The following is a 17151-nucleotide window of genomic DNA, read 5'->3' as shown; positions in this document are numbered from 1 at the left end:
CACGCGTGCCCGGTCTCTGGAGTCCCGTCGACGTCGGCCGCATGCGTTTGCACCACCGGCTGGCACTGTCGCCGATGATGCGCAACCGCGCCCTGCCCGACGGATCGCCCACCCCGCTCGACGCCGAGTACTTCGCGCAACGAGCGTCACTCGGCCTGCTGATCACCGGCGGCACACAGCCCTCGGCCGACGGCCAGGGGTTCCTGCTCAGCCACGGCTGCCACACCGACGCGCACATCGCCGGCTGGCAGCTGGTCACCAAGGCGGTGCACGACGCGGGCGGGCACCTGTTCGTCCAGCTCATGCACGCCGGCCGCGTCGCACACCCCGACAACACGCCGCACGGCGGGACTCCGGTCGCACCCTCGGCCATCGCCGCGGGCGTCGGCATCCACACCCCCAGCGGCAACCAGCAGGTCCCGCCACCGCGCGAGCTGTCCACGGACGAGGTCCGCGCGACCGTCGACGACTTCCGCCGCGCGGCCGTCGCCGCGATCGAGGCCGGCGCCGACGGCGTGGAAGTCCACGGCGCCAACGGTTTCCTCGTGCACCAGTTCCTCTCCGCCAACGCCAACCACCGCGCCGACGCCTACGGTGGATCCATCGCCGGCCGCACGAGGTTCGCCCTGGAGGTGACCGAGGCCGTCGCCGCGGAGATCGGCGCCGACCGCACGGCCGTCCGCCTCTCCCCCGGCCTGGGCGGCTTCGGCATCGACGAGGGCGAGACCGGGCCGGCGACCTACACCCACCTGGTCCGCGCCCTCGCCCGCCTCGACCTCGCCTTCCTCCACGTCACGCACCACGGCGACGACGCGCTCCTGGCCGAACTGCGCACCGCGTTCCCCGGCCCGCTGCTGCTGACCCGCCCGGGCGCCACCGTCGAAGAACGCGCGGCCGACGTCGAAAGCGGCCTCGCCGACCTCGTCACCCTCGGCCGCCTGGCGCTGGCCAACCCCGACGTCGTCACGCGCCTGCGGACCGGCGCCGCCCTCACCGCCCCCGACCCCGCCACCTTCTACGGCGGCGGCGCCGAGGGCTACACGGACTACCCGACGCTCTGAACCAGCCCGGCGAGCTCCCGCCACTGCGGCAACGCCAACCCGTCGACGCCCACCACGTGCAGGGCCACGTGGTCCGCGCCCGCCTGGAGGTGTTCCGCCACACGCTTTCCGATCGCGTCGACCTCGCCCCACGCCAGGACGCTGTCCACGAGCCGGTCGCTGCCGCCGTCGGCGAGGTCGGCCTCGGTGAACCCCTGCGCCAGCAGGCTCTTGCGGTAGGCCGGCGCGCCGAAGAACCCGGCGAGGAATCCCCGCCCGGCCGCCCGGGCCTTCGCCGGGTCCCGCTCCAGCGCCACGGCCTGGTACGGCGCGAGCAGCGGCCCGGTACCCAGCAGTTCGCGTGCCGTCGCCGAGTAGTCCGGGGTGACGAGGAACGGATGCGTCCCGCCGGCCCGACGCCGCGCCAGGCCGATCATCTTCGGCCCCATCGCCGCGAGGATCAGCCGGCTCGCCGCGACCGGCTCCGGCTCGGCGTCGAGCTCGTCGAGGTAGGCGGCCATGTCGTGCAGCGGGCGGTAGTCGTGGCCGTGCTCGGCGGCGGTGCCCGGATCGCTCACGCCGAGACCGAGCAGCACCCGGTCGCCGTACGCGCCGCTGAGCCGCGCGTGGCCCGCGGCCAGCTCCTTCGCCGGGTGGCGCCAGATGCTCGACACCGCCGGCGAGACCGTGAGCCCACGGGTGGCTTCGAGCAGCCGCTCGAGGTCTCCCACCATGTCGCCGCCGCCCAAGCCGGGGATCCAGAGCGCGCCGAAGCCCAGCTCGTCGAGCTCGGCCGCGGCGTCGGCGATCTCGCCCGGCGCGGCCGTGCGCAGCTCGACGCTCCAGACGCCGACCCTGCCGATGTCGAGGGTCATACCTGGTTCGCCCCGCCGTCGGCGAAGAGCTCGGTACCGGTGACGAAGCTGCTTCCGTCGGTCGCCAGGAACAGCGCCACCGAAGCGATCTCCTCCGGCCGGCCCATCCGTCCCAAAGGGACGGTCGATGCCAGCGCGGACCCGAGCTGCACGGCCGCTTCACCACCGCCCACGAGCCCCGAGATCCCCGGCGTGTCGACCGGGCCCGGGCTGATCGAGTTGACGCGGATGCCGCGCCCGCTCAGCTCCTGCGCCCACGTGCGCGCGAACGAGCGCACGGCCGCCTTCGACGCGCCGTACACACCGAAAGCCTCGTTGCCCTTGGTGCCCGCGGTGGAAGCGGTCAGGATCACCGAAGCGCCGTCCACCAACAGAGGAAGCGCTTTCTGGACTGTGAACAGCGTGCCCTTCACGTTGGTGCCGAAGATGTCGTCGAAGTGCTTCTCGGTGACCTGCTCCAGCGTGGCGAACTCGCCGCCGCCCGCGTTGGCGAACAGCACGTCGATCGGCCCGCCGACGGTTTCGTACAGCCGGTCGAGGTCGGCCAGGTCGGAGCTGTCCACCTGGATCCCGGTCACGTCGCCGCCGATCTCGGCAACGGCGGCGTCGAGCACGTCCTTGCGCCGCCCGGTCACGAAGACGCGCGCGCCCTCGGCGGCGAACAGCCGGGCCGTCGCCAGCCCGATCCCGCTCGTGCCACCCGTGACGACGGCGGTCTTCCCCTGTAGTGCGTTCATCGCTGTGTTTCCCGTCCGTGTACTCACCCGGCCCAGGCGTGGTCGTTCCGCTCGGCCGGTCTCCGCGGGACAATGGGGCCCCTTCGCTCCACCGCCGACCACTACGACAGATTACGGGACATGTCACCTAAAAGCAAAGACAGCCCCTGGCTCGACGCACGGCAGCAGCGCGCCTGGCTCGCCTACATCCGCGTCCAGCTGCGGCTGAGCTACGAGATCAACCGGCAGCTGCAGACCGACAGCGAGCTGTCCATGCCGGACTACGACGTGCTCACCGCGCTCGCGAACGCCCCCGGCGAGCGGATGCAGATGACCGCGCTGGCCAACCAGATCGGCTGGGAACGCAGCCGCACCGGCCACCACGTGCGCCGCATGGCGACGCGGGGACTCGTCGACGCGCGCACGTCGAGCACCGACCGGCGCGCGACCGAGGTCACCTTGACCGCACAGGGCCGGGAGCTCGTGGAGAAGGCGGCGCCGGGCCACGTCGAGCTGGTGCGCAACCTCTTCTTCGACGGCCTCCCCGCCGAGCTGCTCACCCCGCTGACCGAGGCGATGGAGAACATCTACGCCAACATCCTGGAGCGCGGCACGCTGCCCCCACCGTGAGACTGCCGCTGCCGCAAGGAAAAGCCGTCCCTGCCAGTGGCACACGGGTTTTCCCGTCCGGTGGACCAGACCAACCGGCGTGAAGTAAATTCGGTTTTCACGCACGGTCCGCCAGCCTGCGCCCTGTTCTCAAAGTCGTGGACGAAGGGCAGCTCATGCACCGGAAGTTCGTTCGTTGCCTGGCGGCCGCGGCCGCCACCGCCGTGGTGATCGCCACCGGCCCGGCCGCCTCCGCCCAGCCGGCCACACCCGCGGCCCCGACCGCGCCGGCCACCTTCACACACCCCGGCGTGCTGGTGAGCCGGGCCCAGCTGGACACCATGCGCCAGCGCGTGCAGGCCGGCACGCAACCGCAGAAACAAGCATATGACTCGATGATGGGCTCGAAGTACGCGTCGCTGTCCTACACGCCGCACCCGCGGGCCGTGGTCGACTGCGGGCCCAGCTCGATGCCCAACAACGGCTGCACCGACGAGCGGGAAGACGCGATCGCGGCGTACACGCAGTCCCTGGCCTGGTACGTGACCCGCGACGTGCGGTACGCCGACAAGGCCATCCAGATCATGGACGCGTGGTCGGCGACCATCAAGGACCACACCAGCGACAACGCGCACCTGCAGACCGCGTGGTCGGCCTCGACGTGGCCGCGCGCGGCGGAGATCATCAAGTACGCCTACGGGACCTGGCCGAACTCCGGGCGATTCGCCACGATGCTGCGCAACGTGTACTACAACGAGATCCAGGGCAGCGACGGGCGCACCGGCAACTGGGAGCTCAGCATCGCCGAGGCGATCGTCGGCATCGGCGTGTTCCTCGAGGACAAGACGATCTACGACCGCGGCATGTCGATTTACCGCAACCGCGTGCCGGCGTTCATCTACCTCAGCTCCGACGGCGCCCTGCCCAAGACCGTGCCCGGCAGCGGCCTGAACACCCGTGACCAGATCGTCGGCTACTGGCAGGGCCAGTCCACCTTCGTCGACGGCCTCACCCAGGAAACCTGCCGCGACTTCGTCCACACCGGCTACGGCATCGCCGCGATCGCCGAGGTGGCCGAGACGTCCCGCATCCAGGGCCAGGATCTCTACGGCACCGACATCGGCGAGCGGCTGCGCCAGGCGCTGGGCTTCCAGACCAAGTACGAGCTCACCGCTCCCCCGTCGTGGCTGTGCGGCGGCACCGTCAAGCGCGGTCTCGGCCCCGTGACCGAGGTCGGGTACAACGCGCTGCACAACCGCCTCGGCATCGCCATGACCAACACCCAGGCCTACACGACGAGCCACCGCCCCCAGGGCAGCAACAACCTGTTCGTCTCGTGGGAGACCCTGACCCACGGCGACAACCCCGCCTGACCGGGCCCGGTTCCGGGGCCGCCTCGCCGGGCGCGGCGGCCCCGGAATCCGCGAAACTTCCGGCCGCCGGCCCGGCGAGGTGCTACCAAGAGCGCATGAGAAAAGCGCTCGCCTGCACGTTCTTGCTGCTCGCGGCGGGCTGCTCGATGCCGCCGCAACCACCTCCGCCGCCGCCCGAGCCGATCGTCACGCCGCCTTCCGTCTCGACGGTCCCGGCGGAGCCCACCACGACGACGTCGGCTGCACTGGCCGCGAAAGACGGGTCCGACCTCGCCGCGTGCCGCGACGGCTCGTGTGACGTCCTCATCCACGGTTCGGTGACCGTGCCGCTGGACGCGCGGTTCGGCACGCGCCGGCTGACCCTCACGTTGTCGCCGCCGGACCGGCTGGACTTCGCCGTCGACCGCACCGAGCTGCCCGACATCAAGGGCCACTTCCGCGGCGAGGGGTACGTGAGCCTGGCCAACCGGATCACCGTCACCGCGCTGGACGTCGACCCCACCGGGGCCGTGATCCGCGTGTCGCCGTCGAGTGAATCGTCGCAGGACAAGGTCTGGGGAGACGACTCGAGCTTCGACTGAGCGGCATATGTAGTCGTTGACTAGATTGTTGTCGGTGACTACATTGGCGGACGTCTACCGAAAGGACTCCGTCGTGCCTGCTCCCACCCAGACCTGGTTCGTCACCGGCGCCGGCTCCGGCTTCGGGCTCGAGGTCACCGCCCAGCTGCTGGCCGGCGGCCACCGCGTCGCCGGCACGAGCCGCGAACTGAGCCCGGCCTTGAAAGAGCTCGCCGGGCAGCACGGCGATCGGCTGTGGACCGCGGAGCTCGACGTCACCGACTCTCGGGTCGTCCACGCGGTCGTCGAGCAGGCCTTCACCGAGCTCGGCCGCATCGACGTCGTGTTCTCCAGCGCGGGCTTCGGTGCGCTCGGCGCCGCCGAGGAGCTGTCGGACGAGCTGCTGAACCGGCAGCTCGCCGTGAACCTGCTCGGGCCCATCCACCTCACGCGCGCGGTCACGCCGCGGCTGCGCGCGCAGGGCGGCGGGCGGATCATTCAGATGTCCAGCTCCGGCGGTCACGTGCCCGACCCGGGCATGAGCGTGTACAACGCGTCGAAGTTCGGCATCGAGGGGTTCTTCGAGTCGGCGGCGGTGGAGCTGGCGGCGTTCGGGATCTCGGTGACGCTGATCGCCCCGGGCGGCACGCGCACGGCGTTCAACGCGAACATCGCGCAGGCCGAACCGCTGCCCGCCTACGCGGACGGCGCGCTCGGCCAGGTGCGCGGCGCGCTCGCGGGCGGGATGGACGAGACCACGCTGCGCCACGCCGTCGCGGGCGATCCGGCGAAGATCGCGCGCGCGATCATCACCTCCGCGAGCACCACACCCGCGCCCCGGCGGCTGGTCTTCGGCGCTGCGGCCTACGAGGCCATCACCACAGCGTGGCGGCAACGCCTCGAAACGCTCACCGCCCAGCGCGACCTGGCGCTGAGCACCGACGCCGACGACGTGCTCGCCGACCGCACCTGACGCGTCAGTCTTCGAGAGCCCCCGGTCCGTTGCGGTAGGCGACCTTCGCCGAGTTGACGACGTGGCCGTCTTCGTCGACGAAAGCCAGGTGCACAGGCCGGTCGTCGGTGGTGTCGACGTAGACCGTCGCCGGGCCGTGGCCGGTCGGGAGGTACTCGTCACCCCACTCCGACAGCGCGGCCAGCACCGGCAGCAGGTCCTCGCCGACGGTCGTGAGCACGTACTCGACGCGGGCCCGCTGCCCCGGCTCCTGATACGGCCGCCGGGCCAGGATTCCAGCCTCGACCAGGGATTCCAGCCGCGACGCGAGCAGATCCGTCGGCACGCCGATCTTCTGGAACTCGGCGAAGCGGGTCCGCCCGCGGAACGCCTCGCGGACGATCAGCAGGCTCCACTTCTGCCCGAGCACCTCCAGGCTGCGCGCGATCGAGCAGCGGCTGTTGGTCGGGATCGCCATGGCCTTCATGACCCCATCGTACGTCACACTTGGCATTTCGGAGTCAGCTTGCTAGCTTGGAATTACCAAGCAAGAGATCCGGAGGAAGTCATGACACGTCTGCAGGATGCGGTTGTCCTGGTCACCGGGGCCAACGGCGGGCTCGGCATCGAGTTCGTCAACCAGGCGCTGGAGCGCGGGGCCCGGCGCGTGTACGCCACCGCGCGCACCCCGCGCCAGTGGGACGACGAGCGAGTGGTGCCGCTCGCCCTCGACGTCACCGACGAGGCCTCGGTCGCCGCCACGGCCGCGGCCGCCTCGGACACCACGGTGGTGGTGAACAACGCGGGTGTCAGCGGGCGGCAGAGCCTGCTCACCGTGCCGCTGGCCGAGGTGCGCGCGGTGTACGAGACGAACGTCTTCGGTGCACTGGCCGTCGCGCAGGCGTTCGCGCCCGTGCTGGCGGCCAACGGCGGCGGCGCGCTGGTCGACATCCACTCGGCGCTGAGCTGGCTGGCCAAGCCGGGCGCGTACTCGTCGAGCAAGGCGGCGCTGTGGCAGATCACCAACTCGCTGCGGCTCGACCTCGCCGGCCAGAAGACCCACGTGCTCGGCGCGCACCTCGGCTACACCGACACGCCGATGACCAAGGCGCTGACGGTCGAGAAGGAAGACCCGCGCGACATCGTGGCGGCGATCTACGACGGCCTGGAAGCGGGCGCGCTCGAGGTGCTGGCGGACCAGACGTCGCGGGACATCAAGGAGAACCTGTCCGGTCCGGTGGAGGCGCTGTACCCGGAGCTGACCGCGACGGTGTGAGCCGGCGGGTGTGCGTCCTGTTCGAATCCGCACACTGGTTCCCACACCCAGGGCCACGCTCCGAGTCCACTGTGGAGCGGGTGATGTTCTAGATGTTCGAGGTGTTCGCAATCGGACGTTCGGAATCGCACGTGCGCTGTGCAACAACTCCCGGTGCGCTGTGAAGCAAGTCACAGGCGGCCTCCGTGCCTACGTTCGGTCGGCAACAACCGGCACCACGTTCTCCGGAGGCCACCATGACCCACCACGAAACGGCGGGGTGACGCCGTGGAATCCTCGATCGCCGAGCACTTGCGGGTCGACCGGGTCCACCCGCGCCGCAAGCCGGACAGCTTCCACCCGCCGTACCCGTCGTTCTCCGCGCGCTTCGACCCGGCCGTCGACCAGGTGGTGATGGCGTACCTCGGTGTGCAGTACCGAACACCGGAGCCACCGCCGGTGGTGGTCGCCGCACTCGCGGCGCTCGATTCCGCACATTCGGGCGAGCACGCGCCCGATCACCACGACCGGGCGCGATTCGTGGACGAGGCCGGCTACGCGACCGTGCTCACCACGTTCTACTGGACCGACCCCGCCGAGTACGACCGCTGGGCGAAGGCCCGCGAAGCGTGGACCGGCCCGCAACACCGGTCCCCCGACGCCGGGTTCTTCAGCGAGGTCGTGCGCCCCACCGTGCGGCGGTTCGAGACGTTGTTCTCCAGCGACCGCACCGAAGGCGTGTCCGTGGCCGCCGAGAAGCTCAGCGGCGAGATCCACGAACACGGCTACTGGGGCGGCGCCCGCGACCGGCTGCCGGTCGCCCAGACCGACCGGCTCGAACCCGGCGCCCGGCCGGCCGCGGCGACCGATCCGGAGACCGGCGTCGTCACCGTGCGGCCGCAGGGCAACCTGTGCCTCATCCGCTCCGGGCAGGAGTGGACCGAAACCGAGGGCGACGAACGCGGGATGTACCTCGGCGACGTGGAACCCGTGCTGCGCGCGGGGATGGAGTTCCTGCGCGATGACGGGCTCGGCATCGGCTGCTACGCCAACCGGTACGTGCGCGTCACCGACGAAACCGGTGCCGAAACGGACAAGAGTTACGGGATGAGCTGGTGGCACAGCCTCGCCGAGCTCGAGGCGTGGGCCGAATCGCACCCGACCCACGTCGCGATCTTCCGCGCCGCCATGAAGTACCTGTCCACGATGGGACCGGCGGCGCGGCTGCGGCTCTACCACGAGGTCACCGTGACCGACGCCGACGAGCAGGAGTTCCGCTACCTCGGCTGCCACGACCGCACCGGCTTGCTTCGCGCCCTCCGGTGAGCGCTTCCGGTGCGCCGCCCCCGGCCGGGCGGCGCACCGCGCAGGCCGTCAGGCCGGGTCTTTGTGGAACCGGCCGTCCTTCATGATGGCGTGGAGCTTTTCCTTGTCCTGCAACACGGTGATGTCGGCGAGCGGGTCGCCGTCCACGAGCAGCAGGTCGGCGAGGTAGCCGGGCTGGACCTTGCCGAGCTCGTCGCCGCGCAGCATGATCTCGCCGCCCTGCGCGGTGGCGGCGATGATGGTCTCCATGGGCGTGAACTCGAAGCGCTCGACGAAGTGCTGCAGGTCGCGCGCGTAGGTGCCGTGCGGCGTCCAGGCGAAGCCGTAGTCACCGCCGGGCAGCACGCGGATGCCGCGCCGGTGCATCTCGATCATCGCCGCCGTCGCCTTCTCCAGCTCGCGCTTGTAGCCGACGGCTTCGGCCGCCTCCTGCGGGAACCCGAAGTCGGCGGCTTCGTACAGCGTCGCGACGAGCCAGTTGACGCCCGGCGCCACGAACACCCAGTCCTTGGCCTGCTCCAGCAGATCCATGCCCTCCGGGTCGGTGAAGCTGGCGTGGTAGACGATGTCGACGCCGTGGCGCACGCACATCTTCACGCTCTCGGCGCTGCGCGCGTGGGCGCACACCCGCTTGCCCCGCCGGTGCGCTTCGGTGACGGCCATCGCCACCTCCTCGTCGGACATGTAGGTGTCCTCGGCGCGCTGCGTGCCGGTGATCTCCTCGCCGGTCATCGACAGCTTGATCTGGTCGACCCCGATCTCGATGAGGCGCCGCACGGCTTTGCGCATCTCGTCGGGCCCGTCGGCGAACCAGGTGATGCCCTTCACGAGCTCGCCGCCCGTCACGGCGATCTCGGGTCCGTTGGCGAGGTAGCGCGGGCCGGGGATCCGCCCGGCGTTGATCGCGTCGCGGCACACGACGTCGAGCCGGTCTTTCGCCGACGCGGCGCCCAGGCACATCGTGTAGCCGGAGTCCAGATAGGACTTGGCCGACTCCACGGCGAACAGCAGGTGCTCCTCCACCGGCAGGGCGGCCAGGCCGTCGAGGTCGGCGCTGTTGTTCCAGGTGAAGTGGGTGTGGGCGTCGCACAGCCCCGACATGAGCGTGCGGCCGCGGCCCTCGATCACCCGCGAGCCCTCGGCGGCGCCCGGTTCGACGGTGCCGACGGCGGTGATGCGGTCGTGGTCCACGAGCACGTCGCCCCGGTAGGGCTGCGCACCCGTGGAGTCCAGAATGGACACGTCGCGGAACAGGGTTTTGTCGGCGGTGAGCGGCACGGTGGTTCCTCCTCGTCGTTGAGGCGCGAAACGGTGTGGTTACAGGAACTTCAGCAGCATCGAGGTGACGTCGGTGGCGGCTTCCAGCGCGGTCCAGTGCCCGACGTCCGGCAGCACCTCCACGTTCGCACTGCCGTGGGCGGCGGCGAGCGCCTCGCTCACGGCGGGCGGGCCGACCTTGTCGTCGGCGCCGGTGATCAGCAGCAGCGGCAACGCGGGGTCGACGGGCCCGGGGTCGGTCGCGGCCGCGAGCGCTTCGCAGTTGCGGGCGTAGCCCTCGGCGTCCTGGCGCATCACGAGCTCCCGCACGAACGCCGCCACCTCGGGCTTGTCGCGACGGGTGGCTTCCGACAACGCGTTGGCGACGACGCCCGGGGCCACCGCTGCGGTGCCTTCCGCGCGCAGCAGGGCCGCGCGGTCGTGCTGGGCCTTGCGGCCGGCCTCGGGCGGCTCCGCGACGGCGCCGAGCAGCGCCAGCGCGGTCACCTTGTCCCGGTGACGGGCCGCGAAGCTGCGGGCGACGAGCGTGCCCATCGAGTGCCCGACCACGGCCGCGGACGCGACGCCGACCTGGTCGAGCACGGCGGCCAGGTCGTCGGCGTGCGACTCGATGCCGATGCCCTCGCGCAGGCCGGAGCGCCCGGCGCCCGCGGAGTCGACGCGGATCACCTGGTGGCTCGAGGCCAGCGCGCCGGCCTGGACCTGGTAGAAGTTGCCGGTGCCGCCGAGGCCGTGCACGAGCAGCACGGCGGGGCCGCTGCCCTCGACCTCGACCGCGAGGTCCGTTCCGTTGATCTTCATGCGGGCTCCTTTCGGTACGGGATTCAGGCGACAGGGTTGGGGGCGACCCGGTTGCGCAGCACGCCGAGACCGGTGATGGTCACCTCGACGACGTCGCCGCCGGCCAGGAACTTCGGCGGGTCGAAGCCGATGCCGACGCCGGCGGGCGTGCCGGTGGCGATGACGTCGCCGGGCAGCAGCGTGATGCCGGCCGAGAGGGTGGCGATCAGCTCGGGGATGTCGAAGATGAGGTCCTTGACCCGGGCGTGCTGGCGGCGTTCGCCGTTGACGGTGGTTTCGACCTCCAGCGCGGTCACGTCGGGGATCTCGTCGGCGGTCACCGCGTACGGGCCCATCGGGCAGTGCGTGTCGAGCGACTTGCCGAGCAGCCACTGGCGGTGGTCGCGCTGCAGGTCGCGGGCGGTGACGTCGTCGAGGATCGTGTAGCCCCAGACGTGCTCCGCCGCGGCCTCGCGGGTGATGCCGCGGCCGCCGCGGCCGATGATCACGGCGAGCTCGCCCTCGTAGTCGAGCTCGGAGGTGAGGCCGGTGTGCGGGTCGATGTCGTCGTCAGGGCCGATCACGGCCGTGGTGGCCTTGGAGAACAGGATCGGCCGCGTCGGCAGGTCCTCCGAGCGGTCCGGGCTGTCGTAGCCGCTGCGGCCGAACTCCGCGGCGTGCTCGCGGTAGTTCTTGCCGACGCAGAAGATGTTGCGCCGAGGCGTGGGGAACGGCGCGCGGAGCCGCACGTCGGCGAGGGGTACCGGCGTGCGGTCCGCGGCCTGGTCGGTGAGGATGGTCCCGACCTCGCCCCAGCGTTCGACGGCGCCGAGGAGCGTTCCGCCCGGCGCGAGATCGGTGACGTCCTGGACCTCGCCTTCGCCGGTCACGACCCCGACGCGGTCGGCGTCGCCGGTGGAGTTCCGGGCGGAGAAGGTCACCAGCTTCATGTGAGACCAATCTGAACCAATGTGAACCAATGTGGACGTGATCGACCGTACGCGGTTCGGTACCTGTTGTCGATATGCAGGACTTGTTCTGGTCCCGACTGGGTTTATTGGTCTCGATTGGTCGCAAGTCGTCCGGTAGAGTGCGCCCATGACCACGGTGGAACACGCCCTGCGCGCGCTGCTCGACGAAGGCGCGGCCGACGGCAGCCTCGGCCCGGGCGCCAAGCTGCCCACGGAGCGCGACCTCGTGCAGCGGCTTTCCGCGCCGCGCAGTGCCGTGCGGCGCGCACTCGACTCGCTGGAGCGCGACGGGCTGGTGATCCGGCACGTCGGGCGCGGCACGTTCCTCACCGACATCGCGGCGCAGCACGTCGAGCCCGCGCCCGCCGACACGAGCCCGGCCGAGATCATGCAGGTGCGCCAGCTACTGGAACCGCAGGTCGCGACGCTGGCCGCGCGGGTGGCCACGCAGGCGGACCTCGACCGGATCGGGACCGCGCTCGGCGCGGGTGCGGCGGCCGGGGACTTCGAGGGCTTCGAGCGCGCGGACGCCGGGCTGCACCGCGCGATCGCCGTCGCCGCCCACAACGGGTTGCTGATGAACATGTTCGACGTGATGAACACCGCGCGCTCACTGCCGGTGTGGGGCAGCCTCAAGCGGCGTACGTCCACACCGGAGCTGCGGTCGTGTTACCACGACGAACACACGTTGATCGTCGAAGCGCTGCGGGACCGGGATCCGGTGAGCGCCGGCGAACACATGCGGCGTCATCTCCAGCACGTGGCCGACACGCTGCTGGGGCGCGACTGAGTTTTACCGGACCGAATTCCCACGTGTGAGTCCGTGTTCGCCGGGTATCCGCCTCGTGTTCGAATCCCACCACGAGGAGATGGCGAAATGACGCAGACGGAACGGACAACCACCGACGCCGGTATCCCGGTGGAAAGCGACGAACATTCGCTCACCTTGGGTCCGGGCGGACCGATCCTGCTGCAGGACCACTATCTCATCGAGCAGATGGCGCAGTTCAACCGCGAACGCGTGCCCGAGCGCCAGCCGCACGCGAAGGGCAGCGGCGCGTTCGGCCGGTTCGAGGTGACGGCCGACGTCAGCGCGTACACGAAGGCCGCGGTGTTCCAGCCGGGCACGAAAACGGAGATGGTGGCGCGGTTCTCGACGGTCGCCGGCGAACGCGGCAGCCCCGACACGTGGCGCGATCCGCGCGGGTTCGCACTGAAGTTCTACACGAGCGAAGGCGTGTACGACATGGTCGGCAACAACACGCCGGTGTTCTTCGTGAAGGACCCGTTGAAATTCCAGCACTTCATCCGTTCGCAGAAACGCCGGGCGGACAACAACCTGCGCGACCACGACATGCAGTGGGACTTCTGGACGCTGTCCCCTGAGTCCGCGCACCAGGTCACTTGGCTGATGGGAGACCGTGGTGTTCCGCGAACATGGCGGCACATGAACGGTTACAGTTCGCACACCTATCTGTGGGTGAACGCACAAGGCGAACGGTTCTGGGTGAAGTACCACTTCAAAACCGATCAGGGCGTGGAGTTCTTCACGCAGGACGAGGCCGACCAGATGGCGTCGGCGGACACCGACTACCACACGCGTGACCTGTTCGAGGCCATCGCGCGCGGCGACCACCCGAGCTGGACGCTGTCCGTGCAGGTGATGCCGTTCGACGACGCCGCCGACTACCGGTTCAACCCGTTCGACCTCACCAAGGTGTGGCCGCACGGCGACTACCCGCTGATCGAGGTCGGCCGCATGACACTCGACCGCAACCCCACCGACCACCACGCCGAGATCGAACAGGCGGCGTTCGAGCCCAGCAACCTCGTGCCCGGCATCGGGCCGAGCCCGGACCGGATGCTGCTGGGCCGGCTGTTCGCCTACGCCGACGCGCACCGCTACCGCATCGGGCCGAACTACAAGCAGCTGCCGGTGAACGCGTCGACCTCGCCGGTGCACAGCTACAGCAAGGACGGCGCGATGCGCTACACCAAGGTGTCCGACCCGGTGTACGCGCCGAACTCGAAGGGCGGCCCGAGCGCCGACGTCGAGCGCTACGGCACCCCGGCCGGCTGGCACGCCGACGGCGAGATCACGCGCTCGGCCTACGTCGACCACTCCGAGGACGACGACTGGGGCCAGGCGGGCACGATGGTGCGCGAGGTCCTCGACGACGCGGCGCGGGAACGTTTGGTTTCCAACATCGTCGGTCACTTGCTGAACGGGGTGAGTGAGCCGGTGCTGCAGCGGGCGTTCGACTATTGGCACAACGTGGACAAGGACCTCGGCGACCGCATCGAGTCCGGCGTGCGCGCGAAGGCCGACGAGAAGGACCCGAAGGCGGCGGAGCAGGGCAACCCGGCGCGCCGGACCATGCAGCGGAAGGCGTGAGTCCGTCCACTTCGGACTCGTGAGGTTCACGGGGCCCGGCGGAAAATCGGACGGGGTCCGCCGGGCCCGCCGGTAGAGTGCGCGTCCATGGGTCACCTGGAGGTCGCGCACCTCGACTACTCGCTGCCCGACGGGCGGCCGCTGCTCGGTGATGTGTCGTTCCGGGTTGCCGACGGTGCCGTCGTTGCGCTGGTCGGCCCCAACGGCGCCGGGAAGACGACACTGCTGCGCCTGCTCTCCGGTGAGCTGAAGCCGCACGGCGGCACGGTGACGGTGTCCGGCGGGCTGGGTGTGATGGGTCAGTTCGTCGGCTCGGTCCGCGACGAGCGAACCGTGCGCGACCTGCTCGTGTCGATCTCGCCCGAGCGTATCCGCACCGCCGCGGCGGCCGTGGACGCGGCCGAGGAGCGGCTGCTGACCGTCGACGACGAGGCCGCGCAGATGAAGTACGCGCAGGCGCTGAGCGACTGGGCCGAGGTGCGCGGCTACGAGTCGGAGACGACCTGGGACGTGTGCACCACGGCCGCGCTCGGCGTGCCGTACGAGAAGGCGCAGTGGCGGCTCGTGCGCACGTTGAGCGGTGGCGAGCAGAAGCGGCTCGTGCTGGAGGCGCTGCTGCGCGGCCCGGACGAGGTGCTGCTGCTCGACGAGCCCGACAACTACCTCGACGTGCCCGGCAAGCGCTGGCTCGAGGCGCGCCTGGCGGAGACGCGCAAGACGGTGCTGTTCGTCTCGCACGACCGCGAGCTGCTCGCGCGGGCGGCGGAGAAGATCGTGAGCGTGGAACCCGGCCCGGCCGGCAGCGACGCGTGGGTGCACGGCGGCGGGTTCGCCACCTACCACGAGGCGCGCGACGATCGCTTCGCCCGCTACGAAGAGCTGAAGCGGCGCTGGGCCGAGAAGTACGCGCAGCTGAAGAAGCTCGTCCTCGACATGCAGCAGTACGCCGCCCGCAGCGACGAGATGGCGTCCCGCTACAAGGCCGCGAAGACGCGCCTGCGGAAGTTCGAGGAGGCCGGGCCGCCGCCGGAGCCGCCGCGCCGGCAGGACATCCGCATGCGGCTACGCGGCGGACGCACCGGCCTGCGCGCCGTGACGTGCGAAAACCTTGAGCTCACGGGCCTGATGAAGCCGTTCTCGCTGGAGATCTTCTTCGGCGAACGCGTGGCCGTGCTCGGCTCCAACGGCTCCGGCAAGTCGCACTTCCTGCGCCTGCTCGCGGGCGGCGACGTCGCGCACACGGGCCGGTGGAAGACCGGCGCCCGCGTGGTGCCGGGCCACTTCGCCCAGACGCACGCCCACCCGGAGCTCACCGGCCACACCCTCGTCGACATCCTCTGGACCACCCACGCCAAGGACCGCGGCGGCGCCATGGCCGTGCTGCGGCGCTACGAGCTCGAACGCCAGGGCGACCAGCCCTTCGACCGCCTGTCGGGCGGCCAGCAGGCCCGCTTCCAGATCCTCCTCCTTGAACTCGGCGGCGCCACCGCCCTCCTCCTGGACGAGCCGACGGACAACCTGGACCTCGAATCGGCCGAAGCCCTGCAGGCCGGCCTCGAAGCCTACGAAGGCACCGTCCTCGCGGTCACCCACGACCGCTGGTTCGCGCGCTCCTTCGACCGCTACCTGGTCTTCGGCTCCGACGGCGTGGTGCGCGAAACCCCGGAACCGGTGTGGGACGAACGGCGGGTGGACCGGGCCCGCTGATCAGCGCGGCAGCGGCGGCGCTGGGGCGGCGCCGAGGCCAAGCAGCCGACGTGGCAGCGACTTGCGGCCGGCAGTGCAGCCCGCCGACCTGAAGCGCAGAGGCGACCGGCGGGCGGAGGCAAAGCCGGCCGCGCAGACCACGAGACCGAGCCAGAGTCGTGGCTCGGCTGGCGGCGCGGCGGCCGAACGAACGGTGGGCGGAACCGGCCCGCTGGTCGGCGTGGCGAAGGCGACCGGTGGGCAGGCCAGACCGAGCCTCACAGGTCACGAGATCGAACCGAGGGTGCGGATCCGACGCCCAGACCCGCGGCGCTCGGCCATACCCGCGCTTCGGCGGGTGGACCGGGCCCGCTGATCAGCGCGGCAGTGGCAGAGCCAGCTCGGCGCGGGTCACCGAGATGGAGCCCAGCGTGTGGGACCACCAGGTCGACGCGAGTTCCTCCAGGAGGAAGCGGCCTTCGACGCGTTCCGGGGACATCCCCGTGGTGCTGGGCTCGTCGGGTTCGTCGCGTTCGACGTCGATGCGGAGGCGGGGCGGGTGGGCGGCCAGGCCGAGGCGCAGGGCGCGGAAGGAGGCGCCGTCGCGGGTGGCGTCGGTGACGAGTTCGTCCATGAGCTGCACGGCGTCGCCCACCACGGGAGCGGGTACGTGGGCCAGCATGGCCCTGAGCGTGACCCGGGCGGCCTCCGCGGTGTCCGGGCCGTTGAACACGGCCGTGGCGGCGCCGGGCGGCCGCGAGTCCTCCGTCATGGTGGTGCCCCTCCCCTGTCGGGCGATGATCGAGCGCAGTGCAGGTACCCAGAGCCTCCAGGGTTCAACCGTCCGAGTTCAGACGCGGCCATATGCTGGAACGGACGACCGGAGGTGAGCAGGTGCCAGACAGGCCACGAAGCACCTGGTCGGCCGCGGAAAAGGCCGCTTACCGGGAGTTCGTGCGCGCCCACCACCCCGACGCGGGCGGTGACGCGGAGGCGTTCCGGGAGGGGCTGGCCCGGTTCCACCAGGTGGACAGGCCCACCAGGCAGCCCGAGTCCCGGCCGGCCGAGTCCGTGAGTTTCGTCGTGCGCAGGCGCGGGCTGACGCGGGTGCTCGCCGCGCTCGCCGCCCGCCGCAGGCGCAAGCGGCGGACGCGCGTGCGCTGAAGCGGGACCGCACGGCGCGGTCCCGCCGGCTGTAATACTCAACCGGCGAGACCTGGGGCTCGACAGCCGGGCCCTGCCGCCGATGCCATGGGAACCGGATAGACCCCATTACCAGCCCGTAAACATCGGATCCGCGAAAAGTCCACCACCGGCCACAGTGGACCCCCGCGC

The 17151-nt window shown here is 70.9% G+C and carries 18 protein-coding genes; 11 read left to right on the top strand and 7 right to left on the bottom strand.

Going from position 1 to position 17151, the window contains the following annotated elements; translation table 11 throughout:
* The first annotated feature begins 5 nt into the window (after positions 1-5).
* Positions 6-1061 (top strand): alkene reductase, encoded by a 1056-nt coding sequence (locus ACFY1H_RS33655; protein WP_366586848.1) that lies wholly within the window; start codon positions 6-8, stop codon positions 1059-1061.
* Here ACFY1H_RS33655 and ACFY1H_RS33650 read toward each other — a convergent pair.
* Both ACFY1H_RS33650 and ACFY1H_RS33645 read right to left on the bottom strand, forming a co-directional pair.
* Positions 1046-1915 carry a TIGR03620 family F420-dependent LLM class oxidoreductase gene (locus ACFY1H_RS33650; protein WP_366586851.1) on the bottom strand — a complete coding sequence of 290 codons (870 nt, stop codon included), beginning with the start codon at positions 1913-1915 and terminating at the stop codon, positions 1046-1048. The genes ACFY1H_RS33655 and ACFY1H_RS33650 overlap by 16 nt on opposite strands.
* Positions 1912-2652 carry an SDR family NAD(P)-dependent oxidoreductase gene (locus tag ACFY1H_RS33645; protein ID WP_386953173.1) on the bottom strand — a complete coding sequence of 247 codons (741 nt, stop codon included), beginning with the start codon at positions 2650-2652 and terminating at the stop codon, positions 1912-1914. Before ACFY1H_RS33645 ends, ACFY1H_RS33650 begins: the two co-directional genes overlap by 4 nt.
* Positions 2653-2772: 120 nt before the next feature.
* On the opposite strand from ACFY1H_RS33645, the gene ACFY1H_RS33640 reads away from it, so the two are divergent.
* The 4 genes from ACFY1H_RS33640 to ACFY1H_RS33625 all read left to right on the top strand — a co-directional run bounded on the left by ACFY1H_RS33640 (position 2773) and on the right by ACFY1H_RS33625 (position 6146).
* Positions 2773-3261 (top strand): MarR family winged helix-turn-helix transcriptional regulator, encoded by a 489-nt coding sequence (locus ACFY1H_RS33640; RefSeq protein WP_366586856.1) that lies wholly within the window; start codon positions 2773-2775, stop codon positions 3259-3261.
* A 137-nt stretch (positions 3262-3398) separates the two neighbouring features.
* Positions 3399-4613, top strand: coding sequence for an alginate lyase family protein (locus ACFY1H_RS33635; protein WP_366586858.1), 1215 nt, complete (start codon positions 3399-3401; stop codon positions 4611-4613).
* A 95-nt stretch (positions 4614-4708) separates the two neighbouring features.
* Entirely contained in the window at positions 4709-5194 is a 486-nt protein-coding gene (locus ACFY1H_RS33630) for a hypothetical protein (protein ID WP_366586861.1), read from the top strand.
* Positions 5195-5267: 73 nt separating this feature from the next.
* The gene (locus ACFY1H_RS33625; RefSeq protein ID WP_366586864.1) at positions 5268-6146 is read left to right on the top strand and encodes an SDR family oxidoreductase; all 879 of its coding nucleotides are present in this window, start codon (positions 5268-5270) and stop codon (positions 6144-6146) included.
* A 4-nt stretch (positions 6147-6150) separates the two neighbouring features.
* Here the strand turns inward: ACFY1H_RS33625 and ACFY1H_RS33620 are convergent, their stop codons facing one another.
* Positions 6151-6612, bottom strand: a complete 462-nt coding sequence (locus tag ACFY1H_RS33620; RefSeq protein ID WP_366586867.1) for a helix-turn-helix domain-containing protein — start codon at positions 6610-6612, stop codon at positions 6151-6153.
* A gap of 81 nt (positions 6613-6693) precedes the next feature.
* On the opposite strand from ACFY1H_RS33620, the gene ACFY1H_RS33615 reads away from it, so the two are divergent.
* Positions 6694-7401, top strand: coding sequence for an SDR family oxidoreductase (locus tag ACFY1H_RS33615; RefSeq protein ID WP_366586871.1), 708 nt, complete (start codon positions 6694-6696; stop codon positions 7399-7401).
* 267 nt (positions 7402-7668) lie between these two features.
* Positions 7669-8706, top strand: a complete 1038-nt coding sequence (locus ACFY1H_RS33610) for a phenylacetaldoxime dehydratase family protein (RefSeq protein ID WP_386953167.1) — start codon at positions 7669-7671, stop codon at positions 8704-8706.
* Positions 8707-8754: 48 nt separating this feature from the next.
* Here the strand turns inward: ACFY1H_RS33610 and ACFY1H_RS33605 are convergent, their stop codons facing one another.
* From ACFY1H_RS33605 to ACFY1H_RS33595, 3 genes are read right to left on the bottom strand one after another with little or no spacing between them, the layout of a single operon-like run.
* Positions 8755-9984 carry an amidohydrolase family protein gene (locus tag ACFY1H_RS33605; RefSeq protein ID WP_386953164.1) on the bottom strand — a complete coding sequence of 410 codons (1230 nt, stop codon included), beginning with the start codon at positions 9982-9984 and terminating at the stop codon, positions 8755-8757.
* A gap of 39 nt (positions 9985-10023) precedes the next feature.
* Positions 10024-10785, bottom strand: a complete 762-nt coding sequence (locus ACFY1H_RS33600) for an alpha/beta fold hydrolase (protein ID WP_386953161.1) — start codon at positions 10783-10785, stop codon at positions 10024-10026.
* A gap of 23 nt (positions 10786-10808) precedes the next feature.
* Positions 10809-11714, bottom strand: a complete 906-nt coding sequence (locus ACFY1H_RS33595) for a fumarylacetoacetate hydrolase family protein (RefSeq protein ID WP_366586881.1) — start codon at positions 11712-11714, stop codon at positions 10809-10811.
* A gap of 148 nt (positions 11715-11862) precedes the next feature.
* Here ACFY1H_RS33595 and ACFY1H_RS33590 point away from each other — a divergent pair, with 148 nt between their 5' ends.
* The 3 genes from ACFY1H_RS33590 to ACFY1H_RS33580 all read left to right on the top strand — a co-directional run bounded on the left by ACFY1H_RS33590 (position 11863) and on the right by ACFY1H_RS33580 (position 15837).
* The gene (locus ACFY1H_RS33590; RefSeq protein WP_366586883.1) at positions 11863-12525 is read left to right on the top strand and encodes an FCD domain-containing protein; all 663 of its coding nucleotides are present in this window, start codon (positions 11863-11865) and stop codon (positions 12523-12525) included.
* An 87-nt stretch (positions 12526-12612) separates the two neighbouring features.
* Positions 12613-14130: a catalase gene (locus ACFY1H_RS33585; RefSeq protein ID WP_366586885.1), complete on the top strand. Its 1518-nt coding sequence runs from the start codon at positions 12613-12615 to the stop codon at positions 14128-14130.
* Between the two features lie 87 nt (positions 14131-14217).
* Positions 14218-15837, top strand: a complete 1620-nt coding sequence (locus tag ACFY1H_RS33580; protein WP_386953156.1) for an ABC-F family ATP-binding cassette domain-containing protein — start codon at positions 14218-14220, stop codon at positions 15835-15837.
* A 355-nt stretch (positions 15838-16192) separates the two neighbouring features.
* Here ACFY1H_RS33580 and ACFY1H_RS33575 read toward each other — a convergent pair whose 3' ends face one another.
* On the bottom strand, positions 16193-16588 hold the full coding sequence (locus tag ACFY1H_RS33575; protein ID WP_366586891.1) for a hypothetical protein: 396 nt from the start codon (positions 16586-16588) through the stop codon (positions 16193-16195).
* Between the two features lie 122 nt (positions 16589-16710).
* Between ACFY1H_RS33575 and ACFY1H_RS33570 the strand changes: the two genes are divergently transcribed.
* Positions 16711-16980 carry a hypothetical protein gene (locus ACFY1H_RS33570; protein WP_386953153.1) on the top strand — a complete coding sequence of 90 codons (270 nt, stop codon included), beginning with the start codon at positions 16711-16713 and terminating at the stop codon, positions 16978-16980.
* Positions 16981-17151 lie beyond the last annotated feature (171 nt).

It is taken from the genome of Amycolatopsis sp. NPDC001319 (genome assembly GCF_042896185.1).
In the GTDB taxonomy this organism is placed as follows: Bacteria; Actinomycetota; Actinomycetes; order Mycobacteriales; family Pseudonocardiaceae; genus Amycolatopsis.
This window is presented reverse-complemented; position numbering and strand designations above follow the sequence as displayed.